Annotated in this window: 20 protein-coding genes; 10 read left to right on the top strand and 10 right to left on the bottom strand. The window is 56.5% G+C overall.

Annotation, left to right across the window (positions count from 1 at the left end; translation table 11 throughout):
* Nucleotides 1-6 precede the first annotated feature (6 nt).
* From AC0TOY_RS05340 to AC0TOY_RS05330, 3 genes are read left to right on the top strand one after another with little or no spacing between them, the layout of a single operon-like run.
* Nucleotides 7-1,164: an ABC transporter permease gene (locus AC0TOY_RS05340; RefSeq protein ID WP_208763086.1), complete on the top strand. Its 1,158-nt coding sequence runs from the start codon at nucleotides 7-9 to the stop codon at nucleotides 1,162-1,164.
* On the top strand, nucleotides 1,157-2,107 hold the full coding sequence (locus AC0TOY_RS05335; protein ID WP_267216906.1) for an ABC transporter ATP-binding protein: 951 nt from the start codon (nucleotides 1,157-1,159) through the stop codon (nucleotides 2,105-2,107). Before AC0TOY_RS05340 ends, AC0TOY_RS05335 begins: the two co-directional genes overlap by 8 nt.
* The gene (locus tag AC0TOY_RS05330; protein WP_033146011.1) at nucleotides 2,091-2,828 is read left to right on the top strand and encodes an ABC transporter permease; all 738 of its coding nucleotides are present in this window, start codon (nucleotides 2,091-2,093) and stop codon (nucleotides 2,826-2,828) included. The genes AC0TOY_RS05335 and AC0TOY_RS05330 overlap by 17 nt, the downstream gene beginning before the upstream one ends.
* Here the strand turns inward: AC0TOY_RS05330 and AC0TOY_RS05325 are convergent.
* Entirely contained in the window at nucleotides 2,803-2,916 is a 114-nt protein-coding gene (locus tag AC0TOY_RS05325; protein ID WP_008500895.1) for a protein YohO, read from the bottom strand. The two genes, AC0TOY_RS05330 and AC0TOY_RS05325, sit on opposite strands and share 26 nt — an antisense overlap.
* A 69-nt stretch (nucleotides 2,917-2,985) precedes the next feature.
* A complete protein-coding gene (gene mlrA / locus AC0TOY_RS05320; RefSeq protein ID WP_024908146.1) occupies nucleotides 2,986-3,726 on the bottom strand; it encodes an HTH-type transcriptional regulator MlrA in 741 nt (246 codons plus the stop codon).
* 217 nt (nucleotides 3,727-3,943) lie between these two features.
* Here mlrA and AC0TOY_RS05315 point away from each other — a divergent pair, with 217 nt between their 5' ends.
* The 3 genes from AC0TOY_RS05315 to AC0TOY_RS05305 are packed head-to-tail and all read left to right on the top strand — an operon-like array spanning nucleotide 3,944 to nucleotide 6,859.
* The gene (locus AC0TOY_RS05315; protein WP_208763083.1) at nucleotides 3,944-5,629 is read left to right on the top strand and encodes a sensor histidine kinase; all 1,686 of its coding nucleotides are present in this window, start codon (nucleotides 3,944-3,946) and stop codon (nucleotides 5,627-5,629) included.
* A complete protein-coding gene (btsR, locus tag AC0TOY_RS05310) occupies nucleotides 5,623-6,342 on the top strand; it encodes a two-component system response regulator BtsR (protein WP_061714769.1) in 720 nt (239 codons plus the stop codon). Before AC0TOY_RS05315 ends, btsR begins: the two co-directional genes overlap by 7 nt.
* Nucleotides 6,343-6,388: 46 nt before the next feature.
* The gene (locus AC0TOY_RS05305) at nucleotides 6,389-6,859 is read left to right on the top strand and encodes a YehS family protein (protein WP_008500891.1); all 471 of its coding nucleotides are present in this window, start codon (nucleotides 6,389-6,391) and stop codon (nucleotides 6,857-6,859) included.
* A 106-nt stretch (nucleotides 6,860-6,965) separates the two neighbouring features.
* On the opposite strand, the gene metG is transcribed toward AC0TOY_RS05305, so the two are convergent.
* Nucleotides 6,966-8,999 carry a methionine--tRNA ligase gene (metG, locus tag AC0TOY_RS05300; RefSeq protein ID WP_032663202.1) on the bottom strand — a complete coding sequence of 678 codons (2,034 nt, stop codon included), beginning with the start codon at nucleotides 8,997-8,999 and terminating at the stop codon, nucleotides 6,966-6,968.
* 137 nt (nucleotides 9,000-9,136) lie between these two features.
* Between metG and apbC the strand changes: the two genes are divergently transcribed.
* Nucleotides 9,137-10,246: an iron-sulfur cluster carrier protein ApbC gene (apbC, locus tag AC0TOY_RS05295; protein ID WP_045908656.1), complete on the top strand. Its 1,110-nt coding sequence runs from the start codon at nucleotides 9,137-9,139 to the stop codon at nucleotides 10,244-10,246.
* Nucleotides 10,247-10,338: 92 nt separating this feature from the next.
* On the opposite strand, the gene AC0TOY_RS05290 is transcribed toward apbC, so the two are convergent.
* Nucleotides 10,339-10,818 (bottom strand): GNAT family N-acetyltransferase, encoded by a 480-nt coding sequence (locus tag AC0TOY_RS05290; protein ID WP_473721579.1) that lies wholly within the window; start codon nucleotides 10,816-10,818, stop codon nucleotides 10,339-10,341.
* Nucleotides 10,769-11,092, bottom strand: a complete 324-nt coding sequence (locus AC0TOY_RS05285) for an RcnB family protein (RefSeq protein WP_048992494.1) — start codon at nucleotides 11,090-11,092, stop codon at nucleotides 10,769-10,771. The genes AC0TOY_RS05290 and AC0TOY_RS05285 overlap by 50 nt, the downstream gene beginning before the upstream one ends.
* A gap of 251 nt (nucleotides 11,093-11,343) precedes the next feature.
* Between AC0TOY_RS05285 and AC0TOY_RS05280 the strand changes: the two genes are divergently transcribed.
* The gene (locus AC0TOY_RS05280) at nucleotides 11,344-11,859 is read left to right on the top strand and encodes a protein disulfide oxidoreductase (protein WP_157189458.1); all 516 of its coding nucleotides are present in this window, start codon (nucleotides 11,344-11,346) and stop codon (nucleotides 11,857-11,859) included.
* Between the two features lie 36 nt (nucleotides 11,860-11,895).
* Here the strand turns inward: AC0TOY_RS05280 and AC0TOY_RS05275 are convergent, their stop codons facing one another.
* The 3 genes from AC0TOY_RS05275 to AC0TOY_RS05265 form a co-directional block, all read right to left on the bottom strand.
* Nucleotides 11,896-13,362, bottom strand: a complete 1,467-nt coding sequence (locus AC0TOY_RS05275; RefSeq protein ID WP_024908138.1) for a pyridoxal phosphate-dependent decarboxylase family protein — start codon at nucleotides 13,360-13,362, stop codon at nucleotides 11,896-11,898.
* Between the two features lie 18 nt (nucleotides 13,363-13,380).
* A complete protein-coding gene (locus AC0TOY_RS05270; RefSeq protein WP_014884533.1) occupies nucleotides 13,381-14,757 on the bottom strand; it encodes a diaminobutyrate--2-oxoglutarate transaminase in 1,377 nt (458 codons plus the stop codon).
* 332 nt (nucleotides 14,758-15,089) lie between these two features.
* Nucleotides 15,090-16,097, bottom strand: coding sequence for a LacI family DNA-binding transcriptional regulator (locus AC0TOY_RS05265; RefSeq protein ID WP_148769712.1), 1,008 nt, complete (start codon nucleotides 16,095-16,097; stop codon nucleotides 15,090-15,092).
* A gap of 238 nt (nucleotides 16,098-16,335) precedes the next feature.
* Here AC0TOY_RS05265 and AC0TOY_RS05260 point away from each other — a divergent pair, with 238 nt between their 5' ends.
* Nucleotides 16,336-17,577: an oligosaccharide MFS transporter gene (locus tag AC0TOY_RS05260; protein ID WP_473721578.1), complete on the top strand. Its 1,242-nt coding sequence runs from the start codon at nucleotides 16,336-16,338 to the stop codon at nucleotides 17,575-17,577.
* A 15-nt stretch (nucleotides 17,578-17,592) separates the two neighbouring features.
* On the top strand, nucleotides 17,593-19,026 hold the full coding sequence (locus AC0TOY_RS05255; protein WP_473721577.1) for a glycoside hydrolase family 32 protein: 1,434 nt from the start codon (nucleotides 17,593-17,595) through the stop codon (nucleotides 19,024-19,026).
* An 84-nt stretch (nucleotides 19,027-19,110) separates the two neighbouring features.
* On the opposite strand, the gene AC0TOY_RS05250 is transcribed toward AC0TOY_RS05255, so the two are convergent.
* On the bottom strand, nucleotides 19,111-19,572 hold the full coding sequence (locus AC0TOY_RS05250) for a hypothetical protein (protein WP_473721576.1): 462 nt from the start codon (nucleotides 19,570-19,572) through the stop codon (nucleotides 19,111-19,113).
* Between the two features lie 225 nt (nucleotides 19,573-19,797).
* Nucleotides 19,798-19,977 carry a YadA C-terminal domain-containing protein gene (locus tag AC0TOY_RS05245; protein WP_420921610.1) on the bottom strand — a complete coding sequence of 60 codons (180 nt, stop codon included), beginning with the start codon at nucleotides 19,975-19,977 and terminating at the stop codon, nucleotides 19,798-19,800.
* Nucleotides 19,978-20,015: the final 38 nt, after the last annotated feature.

Raw genomic sequence — 20,015 nt, 5'->3', positions numbered from 1 at the left:
AGGGCTGTGCCAATAAAATGTCATAACCGCGTCCTGCTGCTGCTGGCCTGCGTGGCCATCGCGGCGGTCGCGCTGCCGTTTGTCAACGTAGCCCCAAACCGTCTGATGTCGGGGGAGGGCAAAGCGCTCTGGCAGGTCTGGTCTTTCACGCCGGGGTGGCTGGCGGCGGCGCTGGCCGCGTGGGTTGCGCTATCGTTCTGGCAAGGGCGCACGGCGCAGTGGCTGACGCTGCTCCTCGCTGAAGGGCTGTTTATCATTCTGTTCTGGAGTGGCGGGCTGGCGGCGACGCACATGGCGTCGGCAGAAAGTCCGCTGGCGAGAACCACGGTGGGTAGCGGCCTCTGGCTGTGGCTGGCGCTCTGTCTGCTGGTCAGCAGCGATGCCATTCGTCGACTCATCTCCAGCGCCGTCTGGCGCTGGGTGCTCAACGCGCAGATATGGTGCATTCCCTTGTTCCTGCTGTTCAGCGGGGAACTGAACAATCTCTCGCTGTTAAAAGAGTACGCCAACCGCCAGGAGGTGTTTGACGATGCCCTGGCGCAACACCTGACGATCCTCTTCGGCACGCTCTTTCCGGCGCTGCTGCTCGGGATCCCCCTGGGCATGTGGTGTTACCGCCATCCTTCACGTCAGGGCGGTGTCTTTGCCGTGCTCAACGTGATCCAAACCATTCCTTCCGTTGCGCTGTTTGGCCTGCTGATTGCGCCGCTGGCCGGGCTGGTGAAGTCATTTCCGGTGCTGGGGACGCTCGGCATAGCCGGAACGGGGTTAACGCCCGCCCTTATCGCTCTGGTGCTGTACGCCCTGCTGCCGCTGGTGCGCGGCGTGGTCGCGGGCCTGGGCCAGGTCGCACCTGACGTGCTGGAAAGCGCCCATGCGATGGGCATGAGCGCGCGGCAGTGTTTCTGGAAAATTCAGCTCCCGCTGGCGCTGCCCCTGCTGCTGCGCAGCCTGCGGGTGGTAACGGTACAGACCGTCGGCATGGCGGTGATTGCGGCGCTGATTGGTGCGGGCGGCTTTGGCGCCCTGGTGTTCCAGGGGCTGCTAAGCAGTGCGCTCGATCTGGTGTTATTGGGCGTGGTTCCGACGATTGCGCTGGCGGTTGTCGTCGACGCGCTGTTTGCCTTATGGCTCGCGCTGCTCAGGAGAAGAGCCAATGATTGAATTCCATGATGTCAGTAAAACGTTTGCCGGTCGCCCGGCGGCGAGCCACCTGAACCTGAACTTTGCCGAGGGGGCGTTTTCCGTGCTGATTGGCACCTCAGGCTCGGGAAAATCCACCACCCTGAAGATGATCAACCGTCTGGTTGAGCATGACAGCGGGCTGATCCGCTTTGCCGGAGAAGAGATCCGCAGCCTGCCGGTGCTGGAGCTGCGCCGTCGGATGGGCTATGCCATTCAGTCTATCGGCCTGTTTCCACACTGGACGGTGGCGCAGAACATCGCCACCGTGCTGCAGCTGGAAAAATGGTCGCGGGCAAAAATTGCTGACCGGGTGGATGAGCTGATGTCTTTGCTGGGGCTCGAGCCCGCGCTGCGCGATCGCTATCCGCACCAGCTTTCCGGAGGCCAGCAGCAGCGCGTGGGCGTGGCGCGCGCGCTGGCGGCCAACCCGCAGGTGCTGCTGATGGATGAACCCTTTGGCGCGCTGGATCCGGTTACGCGCGGGGCGCTGCAGGCGGAGATGACCCGCATTCACCGCATTCTCGGACGCACGATCGTACTCGTGACGCACGATATTGATGAAGCCCTGCGCCTGGCCGACCATCTGGTGCTGATGGATCATGGCGAAGTGGTGCAGCAGGGCTCGCCGCTTGAGCTGTTAACCTGGCCGAAGAACGACTTTGTGCGCGAGTTTTTTGGCCGCAGCGAGCTGGGCGTGAGGCTGCTCTCCCTGCGGACTGTCAGCGACTATATGCGTCGGGAGGAGACATTGCTAAGCGGCGAACCGCTGCATGCGCAGATGAGCCTGCGGGATGCCCTCTCCGCGTTTGTCGCGCGCCAGTGCGAGGTATTGCCCGTCTCGGACGCTCGCGGGACGCCGTGCGGAACCTTACATTTCCGCGATCTGCTGGCCGGGGAGGTGACGCGTGAAGGCACTGCGTGATCCGCTCCTTTGGCTGGTAGCGCTCTTTGTCGCCTTGCTGTTTCTGATGCCGCACAGCGCGGCGCTGTTTAACGCCCTTTTTCCCGGGCTGCCGCGGCCGGTCTATCAGCAGGAGAGCTTTATTAATCTCGCCCTGGCGCATCTCTGGCTGGTGGCGCTCTCAAGCGCCATCGCGGTTGTGCTGGGGGTAGGGGCAGGCATTGCGGTCACGCGACCTGCGGGCAAGGAGTTTCGTCCGCTGGTAGAGACGATAGCGGCCATTGGACAGACGTTTCCGCCGGTGGCGGTTCTGGCGATAGCGGTTCCGGTGATGGGCTTTGGCCAGCAGCCCGCCATTATTGCGCTGATTTTATACGGCGTACTGCCGGTTCTGCAGGGCACGCTGGCGGGCCTCGCGGCGGTACCGGCGTCGGTGCTGAGCGTGGCTGAAGGGATGGGGATGAGTCGCGGCCAGCGGCTGCGCAAGGTTGAACTGCCGCTTGCGGCACCGGTTATCATTGCCGGGATCCGCACGTCGGTGATTATTAACATCGGGACGGCGACCATTGCGTCTACGGTTGGTGCCAATACGCTGGGAACGCCGATTATTATCGGCCTGAGCGGGTTTAATACGGCTTATATAGTGCAGGGAGCGGTGCTGGTCGCGCTGGCGGCAATCGTCGTCGATCGCCTTTTTGAGCGGCTCGCGCTCTACCTCAGCCGACACCGCCGCGAACAATAAACGAGTATCCTGCCAGCATCACGCCGCCGATACCGCTTACGGCCATCAGGACAAAAAGGGTAATAATGGCCAGTTTGGTTGCCTTCATCATGTGCTCCTGTTGTTAACGGAACAATTATACGGTGAAGCGCAGCTGTTAATGAACCATTAAATGCCGTTATGGCTCATCCGGACCAAGGGAATAAACCGGGTAACCATTCTCACGCCATTCCGTCAGCAGCTGTTGCTGCGTGGCGGACGGCACTTCGCCACACCAGACCAGCAGGGTCTGGCCCTCAAAAAACTCAGGCTTAAGCTGCGCCAGCGAATGCGCCAGGACATCCACGCGCCAGCCCTTCTGGGTGGCAATCCACGCTTCCAGCCACAGGCGGGTGGTATCGTGCACGTTCCAGCCGACCACCAGCGCATCTTTTCCGGCTTTGTTCTTCGCTGAGGCAAGGCAGACGGCGATGTAGTTGATCAGCACCCCGTCGAGCATGCTGAGCAGCGCCTGCAGGGTGGACTGCTGGCACTGCAGGCGTCGACGGAGCGGAATGAAAAGATGGTTGATCAGCGTCTGTGCCGGATAATCGCGGCCTTGCTCTTTTATCCATGCGCGCAGGCGCTGCAGGTTGCCCGCCTGCAGGAGTCGCAGCAGGGTTTCCTGTTGTTCGCGCCAGAGGTGCTGCGTGTCCGGGTCGTCGTGGCTCAGCAGGGACTTCACCTTGCCGACCTGCACCCCGTTGTCGATCCAGCTTTTAATTTCGCGAATGCGGTCGATATCGGCTTCATTGAAAAGGCGATGCCCACCGTCGGTCCTCTGCGGTTTGAGTAATCCATACCGTCGCTGCCACGCCCGTAGGGTAACGGGATTGATATCACAAAGGAGTGCCACTTCACCTATTGTGTAAAGCGCCATATTCGCCCCCTGGCTTACGCGTCCCCAGCTTAACTGTAGACTCACTTTGGCGAACCAGGAAAGATTGATTGATTTTTGAACAAACAATGCGAAGCATGCGCGATATTCAGAAAAAGGTGTGATAACGGACACGATTTTGCGCTTTTTTGGGATGCTTCAAAGAAAGTAAACCCGCATCAGTGTATGTTACGCGTTTTTAGCGTGTGCGGTTTTGAGTATGTACGAGTTTAATCTGGTGCTGCTGTTGCTTCAGCAGATGTGCGTGTTTCTTGTCATTGCCTGGCTGATGAGCAAAACGCGCCTGTTTATCCCGCTGATGCAGGTCACCGTACGTCTGCCGCATAAGCTGCTCTGCTACGTCACCTTCTCTATTTTCTGCATCATGGGGACTTATTTTGGTCTCCATATCGAAGACTCTATTGCCAATACGCGCGCGATCGGCGCGGTGATGGGCGGGCTGCTGGGCGGTCCCGTCGTCGGTGGCCTTGTCGGTTTAACCGGGGGGCTGCATCGCTATTCCATGGGCGGGATGACGGCGCTCAGCTGCATGATCTCCACGATCGTGGAAGGTCTGCTCGGCGGGCTGGTGCATAGTTACATGATCAAACGCGGCCGCCCGGATAAAGTCTTTAGCCCGCTCACCGCCGGTGCCATTACCTTTGTAGCCGAAATGGCGCAGATGGCGATCATTCTGCTCATTGCCCGTCCGTTTGAGGATGCGCTGCACCTGGTCAGCAGCATTGCCGCCCCGATGATGGTGACCAACACCGTGGGCGCGGCGCTGTTTATGCGCATTCTGCTCGACAAGCGCGCCATGTTTGAGAAGTACACCTCGGCCTTTTCCGCGACGGCGCTGAAGGTCGCCGCCTCGACCGAAGGGATCCTGCGCCAGGGCTTTAACGAAGAGAACAGCATGAAGGTCGCCCAGGTGCTCTACAAGGAGCTGGATATCGGCGCGGTGGCTATCACCGATCGCGAGCGGCTGCTGGCCTTTACCGGCACCGGGGACGATCACCATCTGCCGGGTAAACCCATCTCCTCAGCCTACACGCTGCGCGCCATTGAAACCGGTGAGGTGGTGTACGCCGACGGTAACGAGGTGCCTTATCGCTGTTCGCTGCATCCGCAGTGCAAGCTGGGCTCCACGCTGGTGATTCCGCTGCGCGGCGAGAATCAGCGGGTGATGGGCACCATCAAGCTGTATGAGGCGAAAAACCGTCTGTTCAGCTCCATCAACCGCACGCTGGGGGAGGGGATCGCCCAGCTGCTGTCCGCGCAAATTCTGGCCGGGCAGTATGAACGGCAGAAAGCGCTGCTGACGCAGTCCGAAATTAAGCTGCTGCATGCCCAGGTCAATCCGCATTTCCTGTTCAACGCCCTCAACACGCTCAAAGCGGTGATCCGCCGCGACAGCGATCAGGCCGCGCAGCTGGTGCAGTTTCTGTCGACCTTCTTCCGCAAGAACCTGAAACGGCCGTCTGAGATTGTGACCCTCGCCGATGAGATTGAGCACGTGAATGCCTATCTGCAGATTGAGCAGGCGCGTTTCCAGTCGCGCCTGCAGGTGTCGCTCTCCGTGCCGGATGAGCTGGCGTATCAGCATCTTCCGGCCTTTACCCTGCAGCCGATTGTGGAAAACGCCATTAAGCACGGCACGTCGCAGCTGCTGGGAACGGGGGAGATAACCATTACCGCCAGCCGTTTTAATCACCATCTGGTGCTGGATATTGAAGACAATGCCGGGCTTTACCAGCCTTCCGCCTCCGGCGGTCTGGGGATGAGCCTGGTGGATAAACGCCTGCGCGCCCATTTTGGCGACGACTGTGGCATTACCGTCGCCTGTGAGCCAGACCGATTTACCCGTATTACCGTACGACTGCCGCTGGAGGAAAACGCATGTTAAGAGTGCTGATTGTGGATGACGAGCCGCTGGCACGGGAAAACCTGCGCGTTCTGCTGCAGGAGCAACCGGATATTGAGATTGTGGGGGAGTGCGCGAACGCCATTGAGGCCATCGGCGCGGTGCACAAACTGCGCCCGGACGTGCTGTTCCTCGATATTCAGATGCCCCGCATCAGCGGACTGGAGATGGTCGGCATGCTCGACCCGGAACATCGTCCCTACATCGTGTTTCTGACGGCGTTTGATGAATATGCCGTTAAGGCTTTTGAGGAGCACGCGTTTGACTATCTGCTCAAGCCGATTGAAGAGAAGCGGCTGGAAAAAACGCTCACCCGTTTACGTCAGGAGCGCATCGTACAGGACGTCACGCTGCTGCCGGAAAACCAGCAGCCGCTGAAGTTCATCCCCTGCACCGGGCACAGCCGGATCTATCTTCTTCAGATGGATGATGTGGCCTTTGTCAGCAGCCGCCTGAGCGGGGTGTTTGTCACCAGCGCGGAAGGGAATGAAGGGTTTACCGAGCTGACCCTGCGCACGCTGGAGAGCCGCACGCCGCTGATTCGCTGCCACCGCCAGTATCTGGTGAACATGGCGCACCTGAAGGAGATCCGCCTGGAAGATAACGGCCAGGCCGAGCTGGTGCTGCGTGCCGGGCAAACGGTGCCCGTCAGCCGTCGCTACCTGAAGAGTTTGAAAGAGGCGATTGGGCTGTAAAGCTGGTACACTGCGCGCCATTGCATCATCGACATTCGAAGGCTCTATGCTAAGTAACGATATTCTTCGTAGCCTGCGCTACACCCTGAAAGCGAACAATAACGACATGGTGCGCATTCTTGCGCTGTCCGACATGGAATCCACGTCTGCGAGTTTTGACACGTGGATGACCAAAGAAGACGAAGAGGGATTTGTCCGCTGCCCTGACATCATTCTGTCGGGTTTCCTGAACGGCCTGATTTACGATAAGCGTGGCAAAGATCCGGCCGCGCCAGAGCTGGCGCTTGAGCGTCGCGTGAACAATAACACGGTGCTGAAAAAGCTGCGCATCGCCTTCTCGCTGAAAACGGACGATATCGTGGCGATCATGACTGAGCAAAAATTCCGCGTATCCGTGCCGGAAGTCACCGCCATGATGCGCGCGCCGGATCATAAAAACTACCGCGAGTGCGGCGATCAGTTTCTGCGTAATTTCCTGCGCGGGTTAACTCACCGGGTGCATCACCCGAAGGCGTGATTGCAGAATGGGTGTGGCCTGATGCCCTCACCCCGACCCTCTCCCACAGGGAGAGGGAGAAAACAAAATGCCATAAAAAAGCCGGAGATTATCTCCGGCTTTTTTGTTATTTCACCTGCTGACCCGGCTTCGCGCCTTCGTCAGGGCTTAACAGGAAGATATCTTTCCCGCCAGGGCCTGCGGCCATCACCATCCCCTCAGAGATGCCGAAGCGCATTTTGCGCGGCGCCAGGTTCGCCACCATCACGGTTTGACGGCCGATCAGCACCTGCGGGTCCGGATAGGCAGAACGGATGCCGGAGAAGACGTTGCGCTTCTCGCCGCCCAGATCCAGCGTCAGGCGCAGCAGCTTGTCAGAACCGTCCACGAATTCCGCGTTTTCAATCAGCGCCACGCGCAGGTCGACTTTGGCGAAATCATCGAAGGTAATGGTTTCCTGAATCGGATCGTCCGCCAGCGGGCCGGTGACCGGTGCCGCAGCAGCCTTCACCTCTTCTTTAGACGCTTCCACCAGAGCTTCAACCTGCTTCATCTCGATGCGGTTGTACAGCGCCTTGAAGGTGTTCACCTTGTGGCCGAGCAGCGGCTGCTGGATTGCATCCCAGGTCAGTTCGGTGTTCAGGAACGCTTCAGCACGGGCTGCCAGCTGCGGCAGAACCGGCTTCAGCCAGGTCATCAGCACGCGGAACATGTTCAGACCCATGGTGCAGATCGCCTGCAGGTCGGCGTCACGGCCTTCCTGTTTCGCGACCACCCACGGGGCCTGCTCGTCCACATAGCGGTTGGCAACATCGGCCAGCGCCATGATTTCACGAATCGCTTTACCGAATTCACGGCTTTCCCAGGCTTCACCAACCGCAGCGGCGGCATCGGTGAAGGTTTTATACAGCTCAGGATCGGCCAGTTCGGCAGAAAGCACGCCGTCAAAACGCTTCGCGATAAAGCCCGCGTTACGGGACGCCAGGTTGACGACCTTGTTGACGATGTCCGCGTTCACGCGCTGCACGAAATCTTCCAGGTTCAGGTCGATATCGTCGATGCGGGAAGAGAGCTTCGCGGTGTAGTAGTAGCGCAGGCTGTCCGCGTCGAAGTGGTTCAGCCAGGTGCTGGCCTTGATGAACGTCCCGCGGGACTTGGACATCTTGGCGCCGTTCACCGTTACGTAGCCGTGTACGAACAGGTTGGTTGGCTTGCGGAAGTTGCTGCCTTCCAGCATCGCCGGCCAGAACAGGCTGTGGAAGTAAACGATGTCTTTACCGATGAAGTGGTACAGCTCGGCAGTGGAATCTTTCTTCCAGTATTCGTCGAAGCTTACGGTATCGCCACGCTTGTCGCACAGGTTCTTAAAGGAGCCCATGTAGCCGATTGGCGCGTCCAGCCAGACGTAGAAGTATTTACCCGGTGCGTTCGGGATTTCGAAGCCGAAATACGGCGCATCGCGGGAGATATCCCACTGCTGCAGACCGGATTCGAACCACTCCTGCATCTTGTTCGCCACCTGCTCCTGCAGCGCGCCGCTGCGGGTCCACGCCTGCAGCATTTCGCTGAAGGACGGCAGGTCGAAGAAGAAGTGCTCGGAGTCACGCATCACAGGCGTGGCGCCGGAAACCACGGATTTCGGCTCGATAAGCTCGGTCGGGCTGTAGGTTGCGCCGCACACTTCGCAGTTATCGCCGTACTGATCCGGGGATTTACATTTCGGACAGGTGCCTTTGACGAAACGGTCCGGCAGGAACATGCCTTTTTCCGGATCGTACAGCTGCGAGATGGTGCGGTTTTTAATAAAACCGTTCTCTTTCAGACGGGTGTAGATCAGCTCCGACAGCTCGCGGTTTTCGTCGCTGTGCGTGGAGTGATAGTTGTCATAGCTGATGTCAAAGCCAGCAAAATCGGTCTGATGCTCCTGACTCATTTCGGCAATCATCTGCTCCGGGGAGATCCCCAGCTGCTGCGCTTTCAGCATGATCGGCGTGCCGTGGGCATCGTCCGCACAGATGAAGTTAACCTCGTGGCCGCGCATTCGCTGGTAACGGACCCAGACATCAGCCTGGATATGCTCCAGCATGTGGCCGAGGTGGATTGAGCCGTTGGCGTACGGCAGTGCGCACGTTACCAGAATTTTCTTCGCGACTTGAGTCATAGTAGGCATTACTTCTTTTAACTGTGAAAAGGGTTTTTGATATTACCAAAAGGGGCATTATTAAGTAAGCACAAACCACGGCCTTTCAGGTAAACTTGTTCATCTAAGGTCTTATTCACAAGAACAAAGGAGTCGGGATGAGTTCTCAATCCCAGGCCAAATCACCGGAAGCCTTACGAGCAATGGTCGCCGGGACGCTGGCTAACTTTCAGCATCCAACCCTGAAGCATAATCTCACTACGCTGAAAGCGTTACACCACGTTGCCTGGCTGGATGATACGCTGCACATTGAGCTGCAGATGCCGTTCGTCTGGACCAGCGCCTTTGACGCGCTGAAAGAGCAGACCAGCTCTGAGCTGCTGCGCATGACCGGCGCGAAGGCGATCGACTGGAAGCTGAGCCACAGCATTGCCACGCTGAAACGCGTGAAAAACCAGCCTGGCGTGAACGGCGTGAAAAACATCATTGCCGTCAGCTCGGGTAAGGGCGGGGTGGGGAAATCTTCTACCGCCGTAAACCTGGCGCTGGCACTGGCAGCGGAAGGGGCAAAGGTCGGTATTCTGGATGCCGACATCTACGGTCCGTCTATTCCAAATATGCTGGGCGCGGAAAACCAGCGTCCAACCTCACCGGACGGCACCCACATGGCACCGATCATGGCGCACGGTCTGGCGACCAACTCCATCGGTTACCTGGTGACTGACGATAACGCCATGGTCTGGCGCGGCCCGATGGCCAGCAAAGCGCTGCTGCAGATGCTGCAGGAGACGATGTGGCCGGATCTGGATTATCTGGTTCTGGACATGCCGCCGGGCACCGGTGATATTCAGCTCACGCTGGCGCAAAACATTCCGGTGACGGGAGCCGTTGTGGTGACCACGCCGCAGGATATCGCGCTGATCGACGCCAAAAAAGGCATCGTGATGTTCGAGAAGGTGGAAGTGCCGGTGCTCGGTATCGTCGAGAACATGAGCATGCACATCTGCAGCAACTGCGGTCACCACGAACCTATCTTCGGCACGGGTGGCGCAGAAAAACTGGCCGCGAAGTATCACACCCAACTGCTGGGACAGATGCCGCTTCACATTACCCTGCGCGAAGATCTGGATAGCGGCAAGCCGACGGTGGTCAGCCGTCCGGACAGCGAATTTGCAGAAATGTATCGCCAGCTGGCGGGACGCGTTGCGGCGCAGCTTTACTGGCAGGGCGAAGTCATCCCAGGGGAAATCGCGTTCCGCGCGGTGTAATTCCTCTTCGCTTAGTGCCGGGTGGCGGCTTCGCCTTACCCGGCCTACGAAATACGGTTTTGTAGGTCAGGTAAGCGAAGCGCCACCTGACTTTACCCAAGCCGATAATGCATCAGATAGTATTCTCCCTCCGGAGAATCCCCCGTCGCCTCAATGTGCCAGCCGTGCCGCTGGTAAAACGCGACAGCCCGCGCATTCTTCACCAGACACTTAAGCGAACCCGTACTGGTAAACGTCTTCTGAACCTGTTCCAGGAGCATACGCCCGACCCCATGGCTTTGATACTGCGGGTCGACAAACAGGTTGTGCAGGAAATTATCGTTCGTCCAGACGGAGGCAAAACCCAGGCGATGGCCGTTCTGCGTGGCAACCCAAATCACTTCGTCACGGGTGGCCGCGTCAAAGTCTTCAAGCTGCCAGTCTGAACTGTCCAGCCATGACCAGGCCTCACGCCGGGCGTGGAGGAAGAGCGTGCGCAGGAAAGGGCGATCGCTTTCCTGCCAGGGGCGGATCAGGATGGTATTAGCGGTGATAGAAAATATCTCCGTTATAGGCTTTGTAGATTTTGCCATCCGCATCGCCAATCAGCACGTAGTTCTCGCCCATGTAGGTCCAGTGGGTTCCGGCATCCGGAGCCGGCAGGTTACGCAGCTGGTACTGTTTGATGGTGTACTCCGGCGTTTGATACTGCGCCGGCGCCGTGTCGCCAATCTTGAATTTCGTGAAGTCAGCGATGAACTCTTGTTCTTCATAGGCCTTGATGCCGGATGCCGCTTGTGGTGCTGCATTCGCCGCGCTTGCCAGAGACATCACGACCCCGAGAAGCAGCCATTTACACTTAGCCATTTTTTCTCCAGTTGAACGGTTTTTAAGTTTGATTTTGCCTGCCAACAATACGGCAACCTGCCTATTTTAAATATCAGACTATGGCTTGTTCGAAAAAAAATGTAACAAAAATGAACCTACCTGATAATCGTTTTCCTTTTGGTATACCTCATCGATGACGCGATCTTTACCAGCTTACAGGCCCGACACTTCTTTACAGCGTGATGGCGTATTGCCCGTTAAGATGACCTTCGTTAAAACATGAGGTCACAATGGATAACCGCAAAATCAGTCGACTGCGCCGCTGGGCGCGGGAAGGGATCATACTCGTTCTGCTGACGCTGGCCGTGGTATGGGGTGTTGATCAATACCGAAAACCGACGCTCCCCGCCAGTTTTAGTGCAACGCCGATGACGAGCATCGACGGCAACGTTCACGATATTGCGGCGCTCAGCCAGGATCGTCCGCTGCTGATCTACGTCTGGGCGACCTGGTGCAGCATTTGCCGCTACACGACGCCTGCGGTTAATCAACTGGCAGAAGAGGGCGGGAACGTGGTGAGTATCGCCATGCGTTCTGGTGACAACGCAAAGCTTGAGCGCTGGGTTGATAAGAAACAGCTAAAAATGCCGGTGATTAACGATGCAAACGGTGCTTTGTCGCAGCAGTGGCAGGTGAGCGTCACGCCAACGCTGGTGGTTGTGTCGAAGGGGAACGTGGTCAGTACCACGACGGGCTGGACGAGCTATTGGGGATTAAAATTAAGGATGTGGTGGGCAGGCGTATAAAAATAACCCCTCTCCCGGCGGAAGAGGGGTGTTGTATTACTTAGCCAGAACTTCCTGCGCGGTGCGCTCAACCAGAGACAGCAGGATTTTAATATCTTCCAGCGTCACGGTTGGGTTCAGCAGCGTCAGCTTCAGGCAGGTGACGCCGTTATGCTCGGTCACACCGACGTTCGCACGGCCGGATTCCAGCAGCGCGTCACCAATTTTCTGGTTCAGCAGGGCGATACCCGCTTCATCCGTCTGCACCTGTCCGCGGAAGCGGAACAGAACGCTTGCCAGCTGCGGCTGCATAACCAGCTCCAGCGCAGGCTGCGCTTTCACGTAGGCCGCAACCTGCTGTGCCAGGGTCACGCCGTGATCGATGATCGCCGCGTATTGCTCCTGACCCAGCGCTTCCAGGCTCATCCACAGCTTCAGCGCGTCAAAACGACGGGTGGTCTGCAGAGATTTGGAAACCAGGTTAGGCACGCCGGCCTCTTCGTCGAACTCAGAGTTCAGGTAAGCCGCCTGATAGCGCATCAGCTCATAGTGACGTGCTTCTTTCAGCAGGAACGCGCCGCAGCTGATGGTCTGGAAGAACTGCTTGTGGAAGTCCAGGGTGACGGAATCTACCAGCTCGATGCCGTCCAGGTAGTGACGATACTGCTCAGACATCAGCAGCGCGCCGCCCCAGGCCGCATCAACGTGTACCCAGATGTTCTGCTTCGCCGCCAGCTCTGCAATCGCACGCAGCGGGTCGATAGCACCGGCATCGGTGGTACCTGCCGTCGCGACGATGGCCAGAATCTGCTCGCCGTTCGCATTGCACTGTTCGATTTTCGCCGCCAGATCGGTCAGATCCATGCGGGAGAATTCGTCCGTTTTCACCTGCACCACGGACTGGTAGCCCAGGCCCATCAGCGCCATGTTTTTCTGCACGGAGAAGTGCGCGTTTTCGGAGCACAGCACGCGAATTTTGCGCAGATCGCCAACCAGACCGTCCTGCTGAACGGAATGACCCTGACGCGCGAAAAACGCATCGCGAGCCAGCATCAGGCCCATCAGGTTGCTCTGAGTCCCGCCGCTGGTGAAAACACCTGCGTCGCCGGCCTGATAACCCACGCGGGTACGCAGCCACTCGATCAGTTTGATCTCAATGATGGTTGCGGACGGGCTTTGATCCCAGGAGTCCATACTCTGGTTAGTGGCGTTGATCAGCACTTCCGCCGCCTGGCTTACGACCAGGCTTGGGCAGTGCAGGTGCGCCACACACTGCGGGTGATGAACGGACAGGCTGTCTTTCAGGAAGAACTCGACGGCGCGTTCAATCGCCGCTTCGTTGCCCAGCCCTTTCGGGTTGAAATCCAGCTTAATACGGTCGCGCAGTTCTGCGACCGTTTTGCCCTGGTACATCTCAGGCTGTTTCAGCCACTGCATCACAGCCTGAGTGCTTTGTTCAATCGCCTGCTGGTAAGCTTCAATGCTCTGCGCAGAGGAGAACAAAATTGGGTTTGAATCAGACATCGTAATCAACAACTCCGGTTACGCCGGGCGAACGCCCGCAGCAAGCAGTGCCTGCTCAAATTTATCCAGGAAGATTTTCAGCTCTTCGTCGCTGATCAGCAGAGACGGCAGCAGACGCAGAACGATACCGTTACGGCCACCGCGCTCCAGAATCAGACCGGCTTCGAAGCACTTCTTCTGAATCAGTGCAGACAGCTCGCCGTCGCCAGGGAAGCAGCCCATGTGGTCAGCCGCTTCGTGTGGCTTAACGATCTCAATACCGATCATCATGCCCAGACCGCGAACGTGACCAATCACCGGGTAGCGCTTCGCCATTTCTTTCAGCTGGCCTTTCAGCCATTCGCCCTGTGCAGCCACTTTGCCTGCGATGTTCTGGTCTTTCAGGATTTTCAGCGTCGTCAGACCGGTTGCCATCGCCAGCTGGTTGCCGCGGAAGGTACCGGTGTGGTGACCTGGTGCCCATGCATCGAACTGCTTTTTGATACCGAGCACGGCCAGCGGCAGACCGCCACCGACGGCTTTAGACATCACGATGATGTCTGGCTCAATGCCAGCGTGTTCGAAGGCGAAGAATTTACCGGTACGGGCAAAGCCAGCCTGAACTTCGTCGAGGATCAGCAGAATGCCGTGTTCCTGAGTCACTTTACGGATGCGCTGCAGCCACTCAGCCGGAGCCGGGTTCACGCCGCCTTCGCCCTGAACCGCTTCCAGGATCACCGCAGCAGGCTTACGCACGCCGCTTTCAACGTCGTTGATAAGGTTATCGAAGTAGTACGTCAGCGCTTTCACGCCCGCTTCACCACCGATACCCAGCGGGCAGCGGTATTCGTGTGGGTAAGGCATGAACTGCACTTCTGGCATCATACCGTCAACCGCTTCTTTCGGAGACAGGTTGCCGGTCACGGACAGCGCGCCGTGGGTCATACCGTGGTAACCACCAGAGAAGCTGATGATACCGCTACGACCGGTCACTTTTTTCGCCAGCTTCAGCGCCGCTTCAACGGCGTCAGCACCGGATGGACCGGTGAACTGCAGGCAGTACTCTTTGCCCTGACCAGGCAGCAGAGAGAGCAGGTATTCAGAAAACGCGTCTTTCAGAGGCGTCGTCAGATCCAGAGTATGTAACGGCAAGCCGCTGGTAATGACATTTTGGATGCTTTTCAGCACATCAGGATGGTTATGGCCAAGCGCAAGGGTCCCTGCGCCTGCTAAACAGTCAAGGTATTCTTTATTATCTGCATCGGTGATCCACACGCCTTCTGCTTTAGTGATGGCTAAAGGCAGTTTGCGCGGATAACTCCTGACGTTAGATTCAAACTCGGCCTGACGGGCCAGATAGGTTTCGTTGCTTTTGTGGGCATCTACGGTGTCAATACGGACTTTATCCGTCATCATATCACTCCTACAACCGCCGCTTCGTTATGAGCCACGATTGAATAAAAAGTTAAAAAACAGATGGGGGCCTGAAAAAAACGCCGCCAATATAGAGCCTTTTGCCACGGGGCTCAATGGTTAATTTGTTTACTGTTTTGTGACACGGGGCTGTGGGGAGAAAATATCCCCATTTTTAAAATGAAAATTGCATTTTATGCCAAATAAAAACAGCCTGTTACAGGCTGTTTGTCCGGCGTGTACGGTCGCAGAAAAGAGTGTGACAAAACGTGCCATCGAATGGCAAAAAGGAGGCTGGCTGTCTCTATTCCTGCGTCATGTGCAAAAAGCGGTGCTCATGATGCATGCACAACGGAATCACGCATCAAAAAAGGACTTTCAACGCGCATGGTGTTCTGATGCTCTTCACCGTTAATAATATGCATGGCGCTCAGGCGACCAATTTCATAGTGTGGCAGTTGAACCGTCGTGAGAGGAGGCAGGAACAGCTCCCCAATACCCACCATATTGTCATAGCCGATTACCGCGACATCTTCCGGTATGCGAAGCCCTTGCGCCAGCAGCGTCTGATAGACCATAAACGCGATACGGTCGTTGCCGCAGATAACGGAGTCGAACCGGGGAATGCCATTCTGCATGTGCGCCAGCAATACTGACGGAATGTCACGATAGTGCTCATCGCCGAGCGCCATATAGCTGTGCGCCAGGCTGTGCGGGTCGAGTCCCGCTTCACGGCATGCACGTTCCAGCCCCTGACGACGTCGGGTTGTGGCCAGATGCCCCTCAGGCAAATGCAGGCAGAGAGGGCGTCGATAACCCTCCGCGAGTAACGCCCGTACGGCGGTATACTGCCCCTGTTCATCATCGGGAATATAGCTGGCGACCTTTTCGCCGTCACTTTCGCAGTTGGCCAGCACGCAGGGAAGGGTGAGGAGTTTGGCCGGGAGAGGAACCTGACGTAACCCCATGGTGGTGTAGATAATTCCGTCAGGCCGATGAGAAAGGAGAAGGTCGACAATGGCGTCCGGGTTGTCATCGGTAAACATATTCATCACGAAGCTGTTCCAGCCGTGCATTCTGGCCGTCTCTTCAATCGACAGCGTGATCTCCACCGAGAAAGGCGTCGTCACCGTATCGAGCGCCAGTACGCCTATGGTTTTAGGCGAGGCATGCGCGCCGCGAATTTTCTTGGCGGAAAGATCGGGCACGTAGCTGGTTTGCTCGATAGCCAGCTGAACGCGCGCCAGCGTTTCCGGCTTAAGGCGCTCCGGGCTGTTCAGCGCACGGGAGACCGTCATCAGCGATACGTTAGCCAGCTTTGCGACGTCCTTCAGGGAAGCCATTTTCTTACTCCGTTAATGCTCTGTGTGAAAGGGTATACAACTAAGTCGCTGATGTAAAAGGAAGGCTGATGCACATGCCAGGTCAGGCTTACCTCCGTGATGAATATTTGATCGCGATCTCATTCTCTTGATGTTAACGTTAACTTTCGTGATTAACATCTTAAATCTTCACCAAACAGCATGAGAAAAAATCAATGTTAACGTTACCATTGTGTCATTACTCCAACATGAGAATGTCATGATGAAAACGCATCGCTCTCACAGCTACCCTTTACTGAGCGCATTACTGTTTTTCTTTTTTGTCACCTGGTCATCTTCCGGCTCGCTACTCTCCATCTGGCTTCATCAGGAAGTGGGCTTAAAAGCGGGGGATACCGGCGTTATCTATGCCGTGCTTTCCGTCTCCGCGCTTTTTGCTCAAATCTGCTATGGATTCATTCAGGACAAGCTCGGTCTGCGCAAAAACCTGCTCTGGTTTCTGACCAGCCTGCTCATTCTTTCCGGTCCGGCCTTCCTGCTGTTTGGTTATCTGCTGCAAATTAACGTATTACTCGGCAGTATTTTCGGCGGGGTTTATATCGGGCTGACGTTTAACGGCGGAATAGGTGTTCTGGAGTCCTACACCGAGCGCGTGGCCCGCCAGAGCCAGTTCGAGTTTGGCAAGGCGAGGATGTGGGGATCGCTGGGCTGGGCGGCGGCAACCTTTTTTGCAGGGCTCCTGTTCAACATTAATCCGAAGCTGAACTTCGCGGTGGCGAGCTGCGCCGGGCTGGCGTTTTTTGTGTTGCTGGCGCGCCTCAGGGTCTCTTCCGCTCCGCACGCCATGCAGGAGGCGGTGTCCGGCGGTAAGGTTACGCTGGAGGATGCTTTGCGCCTGCTGACGCTGCCGCGCTTCTGGGCGCTGGTGTTTTTCGTTATCGGCACCTGTATTTATGGCGTTTATGACCAGCAGTTCCCTGTCTATTTCTCCTCACAGTTTCCGACGTTACAGGAAGGGAACGCCATGTACGGCTATCTCAACTCCTTCCAGGTTTTCCTGGAGGCGGCGGGCATGTTTTGCGCCCCGTGGCTGGTGAATCGCCTCGGTGCGAAAAACGGCCTGATTTTCGCCGGAATGGTGATGGCGATGCGTATGGTGGCATCGGGTCTGGTTGAGGGGCCGGTATTGATCTCCATTACCAAGCTATTGCACGCGGTTGAACTGCCCGTTTTGCTGGTCTCCATCTTTAAATACAACAGCCTGCATTTTGATAAGCGGCTCTCTTCCACCCTCTATCTGGTGGGCTTTGCCTGTACAAGCTCGGTGATTGCCTCGGTACTGTCGCCGCTGGCCGGCTACAGCTATGAGAAATACGGCTTTGCCCAGTCCTATCTCATCATGGGGTTGTTAGTTTTCAGCACCACGTTTATCTCCATCTTCCTGTTGCGCTCGGGTAAGTCCTCTTCTGACCCGCTCATGCCGCAACCTTCCACTATCTGATTAAAGAGTAGAGAAATGACGTATTCCATTACAAAAGCAGAACAGGAACTGCAGTCCGGACGCGAAGGGCTTAACCTGCGCTGGTATCCGCGTTACCACCTCGCCGCGCGTGCCGGCTGGATGAACGATCCGAATGGCCTGGTCTGGTTTGGCGGCTGGTATCACGCCTTTTATCAGCATCATCCGTATTCGACCCAGTGGGGGCCGATGCACTGGGGCCATGCGCGCAGCAAAGATTTAGTTCACTGGGAACACCTCCCGGTTGCGCTGGCACCGGAAGGACCAGACGACAAGGACGGCTGTTTTTCTGGCTCAGCGGTGGTGGATGGCGACACGCTGGCGCTGATCTACACCGGCCACAAATTCCACGGCGATCCCGGCGATGAGGCTAATCTCTACCAGGTTCAGTGCCTGGCAACCAGCCGTGACGGCATCCACTTTGTGCGGCACGGGACCGTCATTGACACACCGCCTGGACTGCATCACTTCCGCGATCCGAAAGTATGGCGTGAAGGGGAGTGGTGGTACATGGTCGTTGGCGCGCGAGAGGGTGATACGGGCCAGGTGCGTGCGTACCGGTCTGCCGATCTGCGAGAGTGGCAGGACAGGGGCGTGCTCGCGGTGGCTGAAAAAGAGATGGGTTATATGTGGGAATGTCCGGACTTTTTCACCCTTAATGGTAAACGCGTGCTGATGTTCTCTCCTCAGGGGCTGGCGGCGGACGGATTCAAAAACCGTAATCTTTTCCAGAGCGGGTATCTGGTAGGTGAATGGCAGCCCGGCCAGCCCTTTGTGCGTGAAGGTGAATTTGTAGAGATGGATTACGGGCATGATTTCTATGCGCCGCAAAGCTTCCTGACGCCCGATGGCCGCCGCATTGTTATCGGCTGGCTGGACATGTGGGAATCACCTCTGCCGGAACAGGAGGATGGCTGGGCAGGCATGCTCTCCTTACCTCGCGAGCTGACGCTGAGTGCGGATAATCATCTGCAAATGCGGCCGGCCAGAGAAGTTGAAACCCTGCGCGGGGCGTGGTTCCCCTGGCCGATAACTACGCTTAATAACCAGCAGATGACGCTGGTGGAATACTGCGATGCGATGGAGGTCACTCTGCAATGGGATTGCGCGAACAGCAGCGCGGAGCAATACGGCATTCGTCTCGGCGACGGGCTACGCATCTATGTTGATGTCCAGATGCAGCGCCTGGTGCTGGAGCGTCACTATCCGCAGTATGGCTTGTGCGGTACCCGAAGCGTCGCGCTTAACCTGAACGACATGCTGAACCTGCGCCTGTTCTTTGACTGCTCTTCCGTTGAAGTGTTTGTTAACGAGGGTGAGGCGTGCCTCAGCTGCCGTATTTATCCTGATGCAGACGGCCGCGAGCTGGCGTTGTTTGCCTGGGCGGGGGGAGCGTCGCTTATCCATGGCGGGGCCTGGCAGTTAGAGTAAATTTATATTTAGGCACGAGCTAAAATAAAGCCCCATACAAATGGGGCTACGTAAATCTTATCAGGTGGTAGGGTTGTGCTAAGATCACATTTTTGATAATTGTGCGTTTACAACTCTCTCTTTTTCGACAACCAGCTGCATAATATAGCCACCCTTGTGCCATGAACCCTTATTTGGCTTCCAGCCTTTCGAAAGCAGATATTCAGCAGCATCAGAGATTGGCTTATTCATAATGCGATCCGCTTCACCTGAAAACTGTTTAAAATCGCCGCTTGCTTTGGCAGGCTTGCTCTCACAACGACCCGCAGCATCCTTAACCTGAGTGCAGCCTTCAGGAAGATGCTTATGTGCTGATTGTGCAAGTTGAGCAGCATTCTCCAAAGCCTGTTTTTCAGCAGCAGCGTTAATGGCTGTAGTGCGGTTTTGCTCTGCTATATAACAAGCATCTTTACTAACTCCCTTGCTTTGACAATCCGCCATCCGTTGAGCAGGTGAGGAACACGCAGCAAGAGATAATACAGCCGCTATCATCATTAACTTTTTCATTATTGCCTCAGTAATTACAATTATAAATATAAGTGCCTAACATCAATCCAATCCATATCCCTAATAAAATAAAAGTGAGATATAGAACAGCGGAAATAAAAATGTACTTTGTCATTTTCTTTGCGAGCAGCATTGTATAGAGTTATAGCCAGCTAATTAAAACTCATGTGCGAGTTTTTTTAGCTTACTGGCGGTTCGCTGGCATTTTATTTTAATTCTGTAACATCACCATCCGTAAGATGCGGACGCCGCAACAATTTCATCACCGTTGGATGTACCTGATGTAGAGAGGGTAGCGGCTACATTCTCAGCGAACTTATGACGGTAGCCGATTGCATAACCTTGCGCATCTTTGAAGTTGGCAGCGCCGACGGCAACCGCGTTATCTGTATCAACGTAATGCAAACCAGCAAGAGAAGCAGCGCCAGCGATACCAGCACGAT

The sequence above is a fragment of the Enterobacter sp. PL_is379 genome (assembly GCF_055817355.1).
This window is presented reverse-complemented; position numbering and strand designations above follow the sequence as displayed.

Coding starts and splice junctions, on each gene's coding strand:
- btsR (WP_061714769.1), top strand. CDS start 5,623: ATGTTAAGAGTGCTGATTGTGGATGACGAGCCGCTGGCACGGGAAAAC.
- AC0TOY_RS05265 (WP_148769712.1), bottom strand. CDS start 16,097: ATGGCTTCCCTGAAGGACGTCGCAAAGCTGGCTAACGTATCGCTGATG.
- AC0TOY_RS05280 (WP_157189458.1), top strand. CDS start 11,344: ATGGATAACCGCAAAATCAGTCGACTGCGCCGCTGGGCGCGGGAAGGG.
- AC0TOY_RS05290 (WP_473721579.1), bottom strand. CDS start 10,818: ATGGCAAAATCTACAAAGCCTATAACGGAGATATTTTCTATCACCGCT.
- AC0TOY_RS05325 (WP_008500895.1), bottom strand. CDS start 2,916: ATGAAGGCAACCAAACTGGCCATTATTACCCTTTTTGTCCTGATGGCC.
- metG (WP_032663202.1), bottom strand. CDS start 8,999: ATGACTCAAGTCGCGAAGAAAATTCTGGTAACGTGCGCACTGCCGTAC.
- AC0TOY_RS05270 (WP_014884533.1), bottom strand. CDS start 14,757: ATGATGACGGATAAAGTCCGTATTGACACCGTAGATGCCCACAAAAGC.
- AC0TOY_RS05275 (WP_024908138.1), bottom strand. CDS start 13,362: ATGTCTGATTCAAACCCAATTTTGTTCTCCTCTGCGCAGAGCATTGAA.
- AC0TOY_RS05285 (WP_048992494.1), bottom strand. CDS start 11,092: ATGGCTAAGTGTAAATGGCTGCTTCTCGGGGTCGTGATGTCTCTGGCA.
- AC0TOY_RS05255 (WP_473721577.1), top strand. CDS start 17,593: ATGACGTATTCCATTACAAAAGCAGAACAGGAACTGCAGTCCGGACGC.
- AC0TOY_RS05335 (WP_267216906.1), top strand. CDS start 1,157: ATGATTGAATTCCATGATGTCAGTAAAACGTTTGCCGGTCGCCCGGCG.
- mlrA (WP_024908146.1), bottom strand. CDS start 3,726: ATGGCGCTTTACACAATAGGTGAAGTGGCACTCCTTTGTGATATCAAT.
- apbC (WP_045908656.1), top strand. CDS start 9,137: ATGAGTTCTCAATCCCAGGCCAAATCACCGGAAGCCTTACGAGCAATG.
- AC0TOY_RS05315 (WP_208763083.1), top strand. CDS start 3,944: ATGTACGAGTTTAATCTGGTGCTGCTGTTGCTTCAGCAGATGTGCGTG.
- AC0TOY_RS05305 (WP_008500891.1), top strand. CDS start 6,389: ATGCTAAGTAACGATATTCTTCGTAGCCTGCGCTACACCCTGAAAGCG.
- AC0TOY_RS05260 (WP_473721578.1), top strand. CDS start 16,336: ATGATGAAAACGCATCGCTCTCACAGCTACCCTTTACTGAGCGCATTA.
- AC0TOY_RS05250 (WP_473721576.1), bottom strand. CDS start 19,572: ATGAAAAAGTTAATGATGATAGCGGCTGTATTATCTCTTGCTGCGTGT.